The 14,660-nt window shown below is 48.7% G+C and carries 17 protein-coding genes and 1 pseudogene; 1 reads left to right on the top strand and 17 read right to left on the bottom strand.

Translation table 11 applies throughout. From position 1 onward, the window contains the following. A pseudogene (locus tag C508_RS17960) lies at positions 1 to 180 on the bottom strand (IS256 family transposase); the annotation flags it as partial. Positions 181 to 285: 105 nt separating this feature from the next. Between C508_RS17960 and C508_RS20905 the strand changes: the two are divergent. Beyond that, positions 286 to 396 (top strand): IS3 family transposase, encoded by a 111-nt coding sequence (locus C508_RS20905; RefSeq protein ID WP_169342519.1) that lies wholly within the window; start codon positions 286 to 288, stop codon positions 394 to 396. Between the two features lie 153 nt (positions 397 to 549). Here C508_RS20905 and pyrR read toward each other — a convergent pair whose 3' ends face one another. The 16 genes from pyrR to murC form a co-directional block, all read right to left on the bottom strand. Further along, complete coding sequence (pyrR, locus tag C508_RS0106165) at positions 550 to 1,101, bottom strand: bifunctional pyr operon transcriptional regulator/uracil phosphoribosyltransferase PyrR (RefSeq protein ID WP_018702674.1); 552 nt, start codon at positions 1,099 to 1,101, stop codon at positions 550 to 552. Further along, positions 1,101 to 2,054 carry an RluA family pseudouridine synthase gene (locus tag C508_RS0106170; protein ID WP_018702675.1) on the bottom strand — a complete coding sequence of 318 codons (954 nt, stop codon included), beginning with the start codon at positions 2,052 to 2,054 and terminating at the stop codon, positions 1,101 to 1,103. The genes pyrR and C508_RS0106170 overlap by 1 nt, the downstream gene beginning before the upstream one ends. Next, on the bottom strand, positions 2,051 to 2,494 hold the full coding sequence (lspA, locus tag C508_RS0106175; RefSeq protein WP_039796982.1) for a signal peptidase II: 444 nt from the start codon (positions 2,492 to 2,494) through the stop codon (positions 2,051 to 2,053). The genes C508_RS0106170 and lspA overlap by 4 nt, the downstream gene beginning before the upstream one ends. A 149-nt stretch (positions 2,495 to 2,643) precedes the next feature. Continuing rightward, entirely contained in the window at positions 2,644 to 5,436 is a 2,793-nt protein-coding gene (gene ileS / locus C508_RS0106180; RefSeq protein ID WP_026319397.1) for an isoleucine--tRNA ligase, read from the bottom strand. 122 nt (positions 5,437 to 5,558) lie between these two features. Further along, positions 5,559 to 5,684, bottom strand: a complete 126-nt coding sequence (locus C508_RS20815) for a hypothetical protein (protein ID WP_280641810.1) — start codon at positions 5,682 to 5,684, stop codon at positions 5,559 to 5,561. Between the two features lie 75 nt (positions 5,685 to 5,759). Then, positions 5,760 to 6,221: a DivIVA domain-containing protein gene (locus C508_RS0106190; RefSeq protein ID WP_018702679.1), complete on the bottom strand. Its 462-nt coding sequence runs from the start codon at positions 6,219 to 6,221 to the stop codon at positions 5,760 to 5,762. 26 nt (positions 6,222 to 6,247) lie between these two features. After that, positions 6,248 to 7,036: a YlmH family RNA-binding protein gene (locus C508_RS0106195; protein WP_018702680.1), complete on the bottom strand. Its 789-nt coding sequence runs from the start codon at positions 7,034 to 7,036 to the stop codon at positions 6,248 to 6,250. Beyond that, positions 7,033 to 7,872, bottom strand: a complete 840-nt coding sequence (gene proC, locus C508_RS0106200; protein WP_018702681.1) for a pyrroline-5-carboxylate reductase — start codon at positions 7,870 to 7,872, stop codon at positions 7,033 to 7,035. The genes C508_RS0106195 and proC overlap by 4 nt, the downstream gene beginning before the upstream one ends. After that, positions 7,857 to 8,327 carry a cell division protein SepF gene (locus C508_RS0106205; protein WP_018702682.1) on the bottom strand — a complete coding sequence of 157 codons (471 nt, stop codon included), beginning with the start codon at positions 8,325 to 8,327 and terminating at the stop codon, positions 7,857 to 7,859. Before C508_RS0106205 ends, proC begins: the two co-directional genes overlap by 16 nt. Further along, the gene (locus tag C508_RS0106210) at positions 8,328 to 9,047 is read right to left on the bottom strand and encodes a YggS family pyridoxal phosphate-dependent enzyme (RefSeq protein ID WP_018702683.1); all 720 of its coding nucleotides are present in this window, start codon (positions 9,045 to 9,047) and stop codon (positions 8,328 to 8,330) included. Between the two features lie 86 nt (positions 9,048 to 9,133). Continuing rightward, positions 9,134 to 10,192 carry a cell division protein FtsZ gene (ftsZ, locus tag C508_RS0106215; RefSeq protein WP_018702684.1) on the bottom strand — a complete coding sequence of 353 codons (1,059 nt, stop codon included), beginning with the start codon at positions 10,190 to 10,192 and terminating at the stop codon, positions 9,134 to 9,136. A 100-nt stretch (positions 10,193 to 10,292) separates the two neighbouring features. Beyond that, a complete protein-coding gene (locus tag C508_RS0106220; protein ID WP_018702685.1) occupies positions 10,293 to 10,622 on the bottom strand; it encodes a small basic family protein in 330 nt (109 codons plus the stop codon). Continuing rightward, the gene (locus C508_RS0106225; protein WP_018702686.1) at positions 10,622 to 11,317 is read right to left on the bottom strand and encodes a DUF881 domain-containing protein; all 696 of its coding nucleotides are present in this window, start codon (positions 11,315 to 11,317) and stop codon (positions 10,622 to 10,624) included. Before C508_RS0106225 ends, C508_RS0106220 begins: the two co-directional genes overlap by 1 nt. Positions 11,318 to 11,356: 39 nt before the next feature. Further along, a complete protein-coding gene (locus C508_RS0106230; protein ID WP_018702687.1) occupies positions 11,357 to 12,100 on the bottom strand; it encodes a cell division protein FtsQ/DivIB in 744 nt (247 codons plus the stop codon). A 165-nt stretch (positions 12,101 to 12,265) separates the two neighbouring features. After that, the gene (locus C508_RS20680) at positions 12,266 to 13,204 is read right to left on the bottom strand and encodes a D-alanine--D-alanine ligase (RefSeq protein ID WP_018702688.1); all 939 of its coding nucleotides are present in this window, start codon (positions 13,202 to 13,204) and stop codon (positions 12,266 to 12,268) included. Positions 13,205 to 13,252: 48 nt separating this feature from the next. Further along, a complete protein-coding gene (gene murC / locus C508_RS20685) occupies positions 13,253 to 14,629 on the bottom strand; it encodes a UDP-N-acetylmuramate--L-alanine ligase (RefSeq protein WP_018702689.1) in 1,377 nt (458 codons plus the stop codon). Positions 14,630 to 14,660 lie beyond the last annotated feature (31 nt).

The following is a 14,660-nucleotide window of genomic DNA, read 5'->3' on the forward strand; positions in this document are numbered from 1 at the left end:
GGAGCGATATCCTTGGCGTCCTTCACTACGCTCGGATTTTTCAGCGCCAAGCTTTCCTTCTACTTCGGCTTCCATAAGCCGTTCACAGAGCCATTTGAGCATAGATAACATGGGTTCTTCGTCCAACACAAATTTCATTAGCATTTTTTCGAAAGGTACGGTAGAATTTTGGTAAGCCATCGATTACACACTCCTTTGGGTTTGCTAGCACTTACCTTTTCGGAGTTTTCGATGGCTTTTCCTTTTTCACTTTTGCGAACTTAATTCTACGCTATCAGAACGGAATTGATACATGCAATCCGTAGCTATATTCACTACTACAACTTTGAACGGTTGCAACGAAAGCTGGGCGTTATGACACCTTATGAATACCATGAACACTACAGTGCTGCATAAGAAAAACAGCCCATCCAACTGGATGAGCTGTATAGAAAATCTTTATGTTTTTAATTGTCCTATTGACGGGGTGCACACCAAACCGGACAGCTTTTTCCGTTATCTCTCTGTCACACCGTTCTCTTGTTCGTCCTTCGTGCCCAACAAGTTCTCCTAATCCACAAACTCCCGAATCACCACCTGTTCAATGCCGTCGCAAGCTTCCAGCTGTACGCTGACCACTTCCCGTGAGGAAGTAGGTACGTTTTTACCGACATAGTCAGCGCGAATCGGCAGTTCCCGATGGCCGCGGTCCACCAATACAGCCAAGCGAATGGATTGAGGGCGCCCCATGTCGATCACTGCGTCCAAAGCGGCCCGAATGGTACGCCCCGTATATAACACGTCATCAACCAGTACTACAATTTTTCCGTTCAAGTCAAACGGGATTTCCGTACCATGCACTACCGGCTGATACGCTAAGGTCGACAAATCATCCCGATACAAAGTAATGTCTAAAAGACCGATAGGCGGACGATAGCCTTCGATATTTTCAATAGCCCCTGCCAAATACTCCGCTAATGGCACGCCGCGCGTACGAATGCCGAGTAAGACAACATCTTTCACGCCTTTGTTTTTCTCAATAATTTCATGGGCAATACGAGTAAGCGCTCGCTGCACCCCTTGACTGTCCATGATAACCGCTTTGTCTTGAATCTTTCTCATCACTCGACTCCTCCTATCGCAAATTGCTCCCGCAGTTCTTTTAGTATGCTTTGCATATCTTGCGGCAAAGGCGCTTCAAAAGAAAGAACCTCTTTCGAATGAGGGTGGGTAAAAGATAATTGCGCCGAATGCAGCGCCTGGCCTTGGATTAAATGGGCAAAATACGGCTTTAAACGGCCATATTTCGGATCTCCCACTACAGGATGCCCAATATATTGCATATGGACCCGGATCTGGTGCGTCCGGCCCGTCTCCAAACGGCATTCCAACAGCGTATATTCTGTAAAACGCTCTATAACCTTGAAATGAGTAACCGCTTCTTTGCTGTTGTCGAAGGTTACCGCCATTTTTTTACGGTCCTTAGGATGCCGACCGATAGGCGCTTTGACAATTCCTTGCTCTACGGTGACCGCGCCGTGAACAATCGCCAAATACTTGCGTGTAGCCGTCTTCTCTTTGATCTGCTTCGCCAGGGAAAGATGCGCCGCATCCTCCTTTGCTATCACCAACAAACCTGAGGTATCCTTGTCAAGACGGTGCACAATACCAGGGCGAACCTCTCCGTTAATGCCGGATAAATCTTTGCAATGCTCTAAAAGCGCATGTACTAATGTTCCGTGATGATTTCCCGCTGCCGGGTGAACGACCATGCCGCGCGCTTTATTAATCACTGCTACATGCGCATCTTCATAGACAATATCCAAAGGCAGCGCTTCCGGTTGTAAGGAAGACGCTTCCGGCTGCGGTTCAAGCCAGCAAATTTCCTGGCCCGCTTTAAGTTTAAGATTCGCCTTGGCGCTTTGGCCGTCTACTGTTGCAGCGCCAGCAGCTATAGCCTTTTGCACATGACTGCGCGAAGCCTGCTCCAAACGCTCTGTTAAAAAAACATCAAGACGGCAGCCAGTCTGCTCCGGCTCCACCTTCCATAGCTGAGCTGTGTTATCTTCAGTCATTCTGACGTTTCCCGTCCTTCCTCCCGCAGCAAGCCCCAAACAATCAGAGCCGCTCCCAGGCAAATGCCAATATCAGCTAGATTAAAAATAGGCCAAATACGAAAATCTAAATAGTCAATAACAGCCCCAAAACGAACTCGATCTAACAGATTTCCTACCGCACCGCCAGCTAGCAAACTCATGCCAAATCGAACCCATATACCTTGCGCCGCCAGCTCTTTATAGGCAAAAGCTAGAAAAGCCAGTAAAAATGCGGCTATAACAATAAAGAACAAGGTCTGGTTTTCAAAAAGCCCAAAGGCTGCCCCCGGGTTTTGAATATAAGTTAAATGAAAAATGCCAGGCAGCACAGGAATGGATTCCCCTAACTGCATAGTCCCGGAAAATATTTTTTTTAGCAACTGATCGGCAATAGCCAGCGCCACGCCCCAAACAAACACCTTCAATACATTCTCTCCTGCCACTAAAACCACTTGGTTCCTTAATTATTTTATTGTACAGGGAAATCAAGCAAAAGGCAAAGAAAAAGAGGTCCGGCTGAGCCAGACTCTCTTTTTCAAGCCTTTTGCTTTTTCCAGTTACCCTTAGTTTATTTGCTTAATACCGCAGCGCAGCGCGCGCACAAAGTCGGATGCTCTTCATTTTCTCCGACTGACTGGCTGTAAATCCAGCAACGTTCGCATTTTTCACCTTTAGCTGGCTGCACAAGCACCGCCATATCGCCGGCTTCGTTACGCACGGCGTTCTCCGGAGCTTCTGCCAAAGGCATTACTTCCGCCCCGGAAGTAATGGTCAAGGAAGCCAGTTCACCGGCAGTCAAGCCGGAAAGAAGCGCCAGATTTTCTTCTGCTGTATACACAACCAGGTTGGCATCCAACGAATGACCAATATCCTTATTGCGTCGAGCCTGTTCCAAAGCCTTCATAATATCGCTGCGCACCGCGAGAAGCTTAGTCCATTTAGCGTCCAGCGCTTCATCCAGATGCTGCGGGCAGGCTTCCGGCCACTCGCTCAATTGAATACTCTCCAAAGGTTCTTGACCGCTTTGCTGGGGCAGGTACCGCCAAATTTCTTCGCCAGTAAAGGTCAGGACCGGCGCCACCAGCGACAACAAGGTCATGGTTATCTTATGCATAACCGTTTGCGCCGCCCGACGACGCTGATCATCCGGCAATTCCGCATAGAGGCGGTCTTTAATGATATCCAGATACACGGAGCTGAGATCAATGGTACAGAAATTATGAATAGTGTGATACAGCGTATGGAATTCATACCGATCATACGCCGCTGTCACTTTTTCCCGCACTTGTTCCAAACGCAAAAGCGCCCAGCGATCCAGCTCGCTCAGTTGCTCATAAGCAACTGCATGCTGATTTGCATCAAAATCATTAAGATTGCTCAACATATAGCGGAAAGTATTGCGGATTTTGCGATAAATTTCCGCCAGTTGTTTGAGAATGTCATTGGAAATACGCACATCTCCCTGGTAGTCAGCGGAAACCACCCACAGACGCAGAATATCGGCGCCGTATTGTTTGATGACCTGTTCCGGGAAAATGACGTTACCAACAGACTTGCTCATTTTGCGGCCTTCACCGTCCACAACAAAGCCATGTGTCAATACGGCCTTATAAGGAGCTCGTCCCCTCGTAGCCACGGAGGTGAGCAAGGAAGACTGGAACCAACCGCGATGCTGATCGCTACCTTCCAAGTACATGTCCGCTGGCCAAGCAAGCTCTTCACGCTGTTCCAATACCGCTGCATGACTAGAGCCGCTATCGAACCAAACATCCATGATGTCCGATTCCTTGCGGAAGTGGTCATGTCCGCACTTGGGGCAAGTCGTTCCTGATGGCAAAATATCTTCGGCGTCATACTTCCACCAAGCATCCGAGCCTTCCCGTCCGAAAAGAGACGACACGGCATGAATGGTGTCATCATTAATCAGCGGTTCATTACACTCGCGGCAATAGAAAATCGGGATTGGCACGCCCCAAACCCGCTGCCGGGAAATGCACCAGTCTTGACGATCCGCCACCATATTGTGAATGCGTTCTTCGCCCCAGCCTGGATACCATTTGACGTCGCGAATAGCGGCTAACGCTTCTTCCCGATAGCCGGCTACCGAAGAAAACCACTGTTCTGTAGCTCGATAGATTACCGGATTTTTACAACGCCAGCAATGGGCGTACTGGTGACGAATGGATCCTTTGGCCAAAAGCAAGCCGCGGCCTGCCAATTCCTTGATAATGGGCACATTGGCGTCTTCGATCTGCATGCCCGCAAAAGGACCGGCTTCTTCCGTAAATACGCCGCTAGGATTCACCGGATTGATAACAGGCAAACCATATTTCTTACCGACTTCAAAGTCTTCCGGACCATGTCCCGGCGCCGTGTGCACGCAGCCGGTGCCTTGCTCCAACGTGACATGCTCGCCCAGCACGATGGGAGCTTGGCGTTCCAAGAAGGGATGATGGAAGATCAAGCCTTCCACATCGCTGCCTTTAAAACGTTCCAAAATGGTAAAGTTCTCTTTTTTAGCTGCTTGAACTACCTGCTCCGCCAATTCTGCAGCTAGCAGATACACTTCTTCATCCACTTTCACCCAGGCATACTCGATATCCGGATGCAGGGCAATCCCCGCATTAGCAGGCAGCGTCCAGGTCGTCGTCGTCCAAATGACCGCATACGTTTTCGAGGCATCTACGCCGGCAGGCAGCTTCCCTTTCGCGTCAACCAAAGGAAACTTCACGAAAATAGAGTGCGATTTTTTCTCAGCATACTCGATTTCCGCTTCCGCCAGCGCTGTTTCACAAGACACGCACCAGTATACGGTTTTAAGTCCTTTATAAATATGGCCTTTTTTCGCCATTTCGCCAAACACTTCAATTTGCTTGGCTTCATAAGCTGGCTTCAAGGTCACATAAGGGTTATCCCAGTCGCCGCAAACGCCCAAACGTTTGAAATCGCTGCGCTGGGCATCAATCCATTTGTGGGCGTATGCATTGCATTCCTGACGCAGTTGCAGCGGGTCTAGTTCATGACGGTTTAAGCCCAAATTTTTAATGGCTGCATGCTCAATCGGCAGGCCATGGGTATCCCAGCCAGGCACATAGGGAGCCTGAAAACCGCGCAGTGTCTTATATTTGATAATGATATCCTTTAAGACTTTATTAATGGTATGACCAATGTGAATATTACCGTTAGCATAGGGAGGTCCATCATGCAAAATGAACTTCTCTTTGCCGGCGCGACGCGCCACGCGCTTTTTATCAATATCGTTCTTTTGCCAGAAATCAATGATTTCCGGCTCGCGTTGAGGCAGATTGCCTCGCATAGGAAATTGAGTTTCCGGTAAATTAAGAGTTTTGCTATAATCCACTGTTTCCTGCACCTCCAAAATACATAAAAGCCCCCCGTCCCGGAAAGGGACGAGAGGCTATTTTCCCGTGGTACCACCCTTGTGACCGCCATAGCGGCCGCTTGCGGACACAGTAACGCGTGTCATACGGAAAACGACACATTATAGCCGTTTTCAGCTCCAGAATGATCTTCCGCACACTGCTTCAGCCGGGCTCCCACCCTTCCCGGTTCGCTGCGTTCCACCTGCATGCGTACTGTTTCCTTCATTGCCGATTCTGCATATTTGAAACACATTATACACAAGTTTTACCCAAAAAGCAATGTACCGGTCATTAAGGACCTCTATTCAGCCAGTTCTCTTCTTGCTTCCTTTTCCTCCAACAAATCCAGTTGGGATTGGGCTAACATGCGCATGCGTGAACGAAACAGCTGTCCTTGCGCACGCAGATCATCACATTCGGCCTGAATCCGTTGTAGTTGGGCATTAGCCTCATCAATAATTCGCCGGCTTTCCACTTCCGCTTCCTTACGAAGCAAATCCGCTTCTTTCCTAGCGTTAACCTTGACCTCTTCCGCCGCTTCCTGCGCTACAACCAAGGTATTATGCAATGTATTTTCCAGGTTTTGAAAATACTGTATCTGCGACTTCAACCGCTCTGTTGTTTCACGCAGATCTATATTAGTTCGATACAGTTCTTCATAGTCATGAAGAACTTGCTCGAGAAACTCATCGACTTCAGCTTCGTTGTAACCTCTAAAAGCTTTGCGAAACTCCTGGTTCTGAATATCCAACGGCGTAAGCATGATTCCTGTCCCCCTAATTGCTGCATTCATAAATATCGTCGTAACAGCAGACTCAAACGACCCTTTTTCGTCTCCCCTAGGATTTCAACAATTTCCACGCGGCCTCGACCGCGCAAAGAAAGAACATCTCCCTGTTGCACACTCTGCGAACCGCCTTTGGCCGGTTGCCAATTAACCCGCAGCTTATCGGCTTTAATCTCTTCAGCCATCCGGCTCCTGGATACGCCATACCCGGAAGCCGCCACCACATCCAGACGCAAAGAAGGAACCGTCGTTTTAATTTCTTTGACGGTTTCCTCTTTAGGCTCAAGCTCTGCTAAAGAAATTTCCTTGGTACTCACTTGAGCGCCGCCTAAATAAGACAGCTGCTGCAATAAATAATCTCCCAAAGGCGCATCAGTCAACACCTGACAGCCTTCGCCGGTCATCAAGATATCTCCCAAGACCTCACGCTCAATGCCTACTCCCAGCAAGCCTCCCAAAACATCCCTGTGCGAAAGGCGCTCATAACGCTTGTCCCAAGAAACAGCAATCGCCCTCAAGCCAAAATCGACTGCGCCGTAATATTCCGCAGATACAAACGCAGCTTTAACACGTTCCGCCCGTTCATAACCGCCTTGCAGCTCAAGTCGTATTTTTCCTTCCCACTGGGCTGCCACGGTTTCCGCTACGGAAATTCCGGCAGGATCCAGAAAATCACTGACTCGAAACCGACGCGAGCGAAGAGCTTGTTCAGCCAAATCAAGCAATCTAGCGGCTAAAATATCCTGGCCGCTACTTTTATAATACCGTAAAATTTTTTCCCGATTATTCACGAATTGCCTTTCCCCATTTCCTTGGAACGCTCCGTTGCCGCTACTACTGCGTCAATTAAAGCGGCGCGTACATTATGGCTTTCCAGGGCATGTAAACCGGCAATGGAAGTTCCTCCAGGAGAGGCAACCATGTCACGCAAAACAGCCGGATGCTGCCCCGTTTGCACCACCATTTTCGCTGCGCCCAACAAAGTCTGCGCAGCCATAAGAATAGCGTTTTTCCGAGAAAGGCCGACACGTACGCCAGCATCCGCTAAGGCGTCAATCATAAGAAAGGCATACGAAGGGCCGCTGCCAGACAAGCCAGTGATAGCATCCAACAAGTTTTCATCCACTTTTTCCACGCGCCCCACGGCGGAAAATACGGCCCTAGCCGCCTGGTCCGCCTCTTGGTCCGCACGGCTGCCCAAGGCAAACGCAGTCATGCCTTCTCCCACCGCTACCGGAGTGTTAGGCATGACCCGAACAACACGATGCTTGCGAAAATGGCTTTCCAAAAAATCTAACGGAATCCCGGCCGCAACAGACAAAATCAACGTCGTCGATTTTGTAGCCAACGCCAACGTAGAAATAATTTGCTTTAGCACTTGCGGTTTGACCGTTAGAAATAAAATATCTGCAGCCCCTGTCAGGGCAGCCGCGCTTTCACTGCCACGTACTCCATAGGTTTGTTCTAACACCTGCAAGCGTTCTTCCGAGGTGTCAAATACAAGCAAATCTTCTTGCGCTGCCATTTCCTTATCCAGAAGGCCTCTCAGCAATGCTTCGGCGATAGCTCCTCCTCCTAAAAAGCCGATCGTCTTGCCTTGCAAAACCTGTTTTAATTGTTCATCCATGGTACAACCGTCCTATCCTGATCATCATAGGTATAAGCAACATCCACATTAGCAGGCGCGCAAAGGAAAATATGATGTCCCACTTTTTGAATACTGCCTCCTAATGCATAGGTGGTGCCACTCATAAAATCAATCATGCGCTTAGCTACGTCTTTATCGGTACCTTCAAAATTAACGACTACCGGTTTGCGATTTTTCAAATAATCCGCCACATGCTGTACATCATCAAAGGCAGCCGGCTCTACAACCATGACCTTCATCTGCTTAGAAGCAGCCGCTGCGCTCCCCATGGAGGTATTCGGCAAATTAACCACATTATTCTGTACCGCAGAAGGTCTGGCGCTGCGCGGCGCACGTTCTTCAGCAGCAGGTTGCTGCGATTGTTGTTCTTGTTCCTTAGCGTCTCCCGGCTCGATCAATCCCAATGTGCCGCACACTTTTTCTATAAATTTCATCTAACCTTCCTCCTTTGGAGCATATTGCCTAGCTCCGAATAACGCCGTACCGACACGCACCATATTGGCGCCTTCTTGAATGGCAACCTCAAAATCATTACTCATGCCCATGGAAAGCCACTGCCACTCACAATGCGGCAGTAACGCCGCCCGTAAAGCTGCAAATAAGCTATAACCTTCCTGAAATACAGGCCGCACCGACTCAACATTCTCTGCTAAGGGAGCAATCGTCATTAAGCCTTTTATTTTCACATGCGGCCATTGCGCAGCCTGCCTAGAAAGTTCCCATACTTTACTCGGTTCCATACCAAATTTACTTTCTTCACCTGAAACATTCACCTGCAACAATACTTCCTGACAAACACCTTGTTTAGCCGCTTCCTGCTCAATTTGCTGCAACAACCGTTCACTATCTACGGAGTGAATCAGCGCAACTTTTCCAACGATTTGTTTGGCCTTATTAGTCTGCAAATGACCAATTAGATGCCATTGCGCCTTAACGCCAATATGTTCTATTTTAGGCAAAGCTTCTTGGACCCGATTTTCACCAAACACCGAATGTCCCGCTTCTAAAGCTTCTTCAATTGCTTCAACAGCATGGTTTTTACTCACAGCAATTAGGCAAACCGGTCCTGGCTGCTCGATTTCGGATTTGCGAGAGGCCAACGCCTTCGCGATTCTCCCTTCCACCGCCTGCAGGCGTTCTGAAATCGACGACATATTTTGTTCCCCCTAGCATACTCCCTACCCTTGCAGTGGCTCTCATTTAAGAAAAAAGAGCATGGGAGTCCCATGCTCTTTGCGAATTACCTCTTGTGCATGAAGACCGGCACGTCTAGGCTAAAGTCAGGAACTTGTCCCACTCGTTCCTTTTTGCCTTCATTACCGCCAACTTGTACAGACCGCGCCGAGCGTTGATCGAAACCGGTCGCAATAACCGTAACCCTGACTTCATCTTGCAAAGTTTCGTCAATGACAGCACCAAAAATCAAGTTCACTTCCGGATCTGCGGCCTGTTCAATGATAGCCGCCGCCTCGTTAACCTCGAACAAGCTTAAATTAGTACCACCGGTAATATTCAGCAGTACTCCTTTGGCTCCATCAATGGAAGTTTCCAACAAAGGACTCTTAATAGCCGCTTCCGCCGCCGCAATGGCTCGTCCTTCTCCCGCAGCAACGCCTACTCCCATCAACGCCGAGCCGGTATCGCTCATTATCGTCTTCACATCGGCAAAATCCAAGTTAATTAAACCAGGAACAGCGATCAAATCAGAAATGCCTTGAACACCTTGCCGCAATACATCGTCGGCAATCCGAAAGGCTTCCATAATGGGCGTCCGCTTATCGACTACCTGCATCAAACGATCATTCGGAATTGTAATTAGCGTATCCACGCGTTCTTTTAAATTAGCAATTCCTTTTTCCGCTTGCTTAAAGCGGCGCTTCCCTTCAAAAGAAAACGGCTTTGTAACTACGCCGACCGTAAGAGCTCCTACTTCTCGAGCACATTCGGCAACAACCGGCGCAGCGCCAGTTCCAGTACCGCCGCCCATGCCAGCGGTCACAAACACCATATCGGCCCCTCGCAAGGCCTTAATCAACTCTTCGCGGCTTTCCTGAGCGGCTAAATCACCAACTTCCGGATTAGCGCCCGCGCCTAGGCCTTTGGTCAGCTTTTCCCCAATCTGGATACGATAAGGCGCCTGTGCCTGCAGCAAAGCTTGAGCATCGGTATTTACGGAAATAAACTCCACGCCCTTCAATCCTGCTGCAATCATGCGATTGACGGCATTGTTTCCGCCGCCGCCTACCCCTACTACTTTAATGGTTGCTAGATGCTCCAACTCCATGTCAAATTCCAACATGAACGAAAATCCTCCTTACGTCAAGGCTAAACGCCCTGCTGCATGCGAAAAAACTTATAATTACTTCCACACGGTATTTCCATTTTCCTCTTTACGGAAGCTACTTTTTCAGAAAATAGCGGCGTAATATCGCCAAATTTTGAAATATCCGCAAACCAAAGGCCAATAATGCGACATAATACAAGTCAATGCCTAAGCGTTCGCCAATATAAACCAAACCAGCCGCCATTAACGCATTAGTAAAAAAACCAGTTACAAATACGCTATTGTCGAATTTTTCATCCGCTCCGGCGCGCAAGCCTCCAAAAACGGTATCTAAACACGCCAACAAGGCAATCGACATATACTTGGCATATTCAACCGGAACCGTCCCTGGTATCAGAGAACCCACAAATAAGCCCAAACATAAGCCTGCAATCGGGAGGTACATTACTGTGCGCCCCCTTCCTTAGCCGGTTTGGCATATTCAAACCGAAACGCGCCTTTATACGCGGGAACCGCTACGCGTTCCGTTTGCTTGATAGTTACCTGAATCCCCCAGAACTGCAGCGTTTCAACAACGCCGCCGCGCATGCGCAAAGCATTTTCCAATGTTTTAGGTTCGCCTATAGCAACAATTTCATAAGGCGCTGATGAACGGGTATTATTCACCGACAGTGTCGGTCCGGCGCAGCGTATTTCCGAAGAAGCAATCAGCCGCTGCTCATTGATCGACATGGCTTCCGCTCCGGCCGCCCAAAGTTCATTAATCACTTTAAGGATATCATCATCATGAATAACATATAAGTTCGGATTTTCTCCCGGTTTAGATGGCCGCTTACTGTCATTGATCGTTACCACAACGCCAGGTCCTGTCAAATCAACAACGCCTGCGCCCATCTGGATCAACTGCATTTCTTTCGAAGTCCGCCCTCCGAGAGCTTGTTCGCGTAACTCCTTTACCTGGTTGTTCAGTGCATCTCGTTCCTTCTCTGTTTGCAGCAACCTTTGCGATAAATCTTCTACTCGCTGCACCGACAATACGGACCGCATATCTTCCGTTGTTTTAAACTGCACTGCCAACATAATGCCCAAGATAAAACAAACCAAAGCAATGGCCCATTGCCCTTGTTTAATTGACAACACCGTTCTTGACTCCCTTCATCTGTTTCCTCTTTTCAAGCGCTATGGCTTGAACTTGATTACCGGTGTCGCAAAACTGACATCGAAATAATCTACTCGTTCCAACTTATCTCCTAATTGTTCTACCAGTTCTTTTACTCGTTGCGCTTTTTCCGCCATTTTCGTCCCATCACCTAAGCGGACCTTCGCTCCTGAAAGCAAATATAACTGCATTCTCTCGGAAGATAAAAAATGCACTTCCGATACTTTCTCTAATGTTTGCGCATCCAAACGATCTAAAAATTGCAGCGCCATAATCACCTGAGGTTGACTGAGTTTATCGCCAATATACTCTTGCCCCGCAGAAATGCCTGTAATAAAGGGCCATCGCATATCTTTAAGGTATCGCTGCACATGAAGCACCGTACCGTCACGATCTATTGCTAAAATACCATACGCCGCCGTTACATACGCCAAAGGCCGCCTTTCCTCCACAGCAATACGCAAATTCCAAGGAAGCTTTCTCTCCACTTCCGCCCGGCGAATACGCAAATCTTGCTCTAAACGATGTTGCAGAAGTTCCGGTCTTACTCGCAGCAAATTGACCGGCTCCCCAATTCCCGCGATTACCAAAAGTTCCTCTTTAGAAAGCTCCTGCAACCCTTCAACTTCTATATGCCCTAGAGCCAGCCAAGAAGAGCCGCTAAGCCACAAACCGCCAAAGCCAAGAAAGCAAAAAAGCAAGCCCAAAAGCAGCAGCGGCCAAAAGCGAAACCTTCTCTTGGGAGAAACAGCCCCTGCGCCCATAGCATCGACTCCTACTCTAATTTATCATTTTATAACGATTATACCATTAGAAAAGTCATTCGTCACACCAGACCTTATGCCCAAAGTTGGGCGCTAAACATCACGTATTGGTGCAGTAAAAGGACAAGCGCGCCTCTTATAAGGAAGCGCAGCTTGTCCTCTTGCTTATTTCCGCGTCAACGCTTGCAATAAAATCCGCTCGCACAGCGCTTCAAAAGAATGGCCTTCAGCCGCTGCCGCTTTAGGCACCAAGCTGGTTTCCGTCATGCCGGGAACAGTATTAACTTCCAATACGTAGGGGCGCAATTTTTCATCCAGCATAATATCCGCTCTGGCAACGCCAAAGCATCCTAAAACCTGACAAGCCTGCACCGCCGCCTGTTGTACCATCAAAGTTACATGCGGCGGCAGTTGGGCGGGAACAATATATTCCGAAGCTCCTTTTGTATATTTAGATTGGTAATCATATACGCCGGACTTCGGGGCAATTTCAATAACCGGCATGGCCTCGGCTCCTGCCGCATCGCACCACACGGGAACCGTAATTTCTCGACCGACAATGCACTCTTCCAACAGCGCGGTCTTCCCGTACTTAAATACTTCTTCCAAGGCAGCCTGCACTTCTTCCGCTTTGTACACCATGCACACGCCAATACTGGATCCTTGAGCAGCCGATTTGATGACCACAGGTAAGCCAAATTGTTTGACAACAGCCTGAGCCAAAGCAGCCTTATCCTCTTGGTCTTGTAGCACTGCAAACCGCGGTGTTGGCACATCAGCGCCTTGAAACATCATCTTAGACGCTACCTTGTCCATCGCCAGCGCACTGGCCAGTACGCCAGAACCAGTATAAGGCAGCTGTTTTAATTCCAGAAGCCCTTGCAGAGTCCCGTCTTCGCCATATTTACCGTGAACGGCAATAAATACTACTTCCGCCCCGCAATCAGCCAATTGTTTTTCAATCCGCGCCGGTTCCAGATCAATTCCCACTGCTTGATACCCCAAGCGCTGTAACGCCGTTAAAATAGCGTTGCCGGTCCGCAGGGAAACCTCCCTCTCAGTAGATGGACCTCCCATGACTACAGCAATTTTCTTTTCCTTCATCCTTCTCGGCCTTCTTTCTTGGGATGCTTAGTTGGTTACACACATTTGCTACTTATTTTGTAATAAAGTCGCCAATTCTTCGCCGCTTCGCCAAATATCTCCGGCTCCCATGGTCATAATCAAGTCACCCTGTTGCATTTGCTTCATCGCAAAATCCGCCAAAGCGGCTTTATCCTGCACATAATAAACTTTCTGACCTTCTTTGGGCACAACGGCCTTGAACAGCATCTCGCCGTTCACCCCTGGAAGCGGCGCTTCACCTGCCGAATACACGTCTGTCAACACAAGCACATCCGCCGCGCCAAAAGCCGCACCAAATTCGCGATATAACAACTGCGTCCGCGAATACCGATGCGGCTGAAACAGACAAACAAGCCGTTTAGGCTGGGTTTGCCGTGCCGCAACGAGAGTGGTCGCCACCTCTGTCGGATGATGTGCATAATCGTCCACAATCCAAACATTTTCATCACGATATTTTGTCTGAAAGCGCCGTTTCGCACCTCGAAATTCCAGCAAAGCAGCTGCAACACCCGCAAAAGGCAACCCAGCTTCCAAAGCAACGATAATAGAAGCCAAGGCATTAGAAACATTGTGCCGTCCCGGAACCGTCAAAGTTACTTCTCCTAAGCACTGTTCCTTATGCCATACCTCAAAAGTAGTGCAGCCGGTTTCCATACGAATATGTAAGGCGCGGTATTCCGCATCGGAACGTTCCAGACCATACGTAACTACTTCACGGTTCAAACGAGGCAAAATCGCTTGAATATTTTCATTATCCAAGCAGACAACGGCCTTACCGGTTTCAGGCAAGCGTCCTACAAAATCAACAAAGGCCTGCAGCACATTTTCCATTGTGCCGTAGTGATCCATATGATCATTTTCTATATTGGTGATGACAGCCATCTGCGGCGAAAGTTTGAGGAACGAACCGTCGCTTTCATCCGCTTCCGCCAGCAAATAGCGGCCACGTCCCCATTTGGCATTGCTCGCCAGATAATCAACGTCTCCACCAATGATCACTGTTGGATCTGCGCCGCATCGTTCAAAAATCAATCCTAACATGGAAGTGGTAGTCGTCTTGCCGTGAGCCCCGGCTACGCCGACCCCATCTTGTTCCAACATAAATGCCGCTAAAACATCGGCGCGATGCAACACAGGCAAACCTTGTTTAAGAGCAGCCGCAAGTTCCGGATTCTCGGCATGAATCGCCGTAGATACAACTACTGCACCTACACCGGTTATATGTTCTTCCTTATGACCAATATGAACAACAGCCCCGGCTGCGCGCAAGCGAGCTACGGTAGCGGAATCCTGCGCGTCCGAACCAGATACATGCATTCCTTTTTCCAAAGCAATGGTAGCCAATGCGCTCATGCCTGCGCCGCCAATGCCGATAAAATGATACTTAGTTGTTGATGAAAGCAACGTTCTTCTTCCTCCTTGCCGCTTTAAGCAG

It is taken from the genome of Anaeromusa acidaminophila DSM 3853 (genome assembly GCF_000374545.1).
GTDB lineage: Bacteria > Bacillota > Negativicutes > Anaeromusales > Anaeromusaceae > Anaeromusa > Anaeromusa acidaminophila.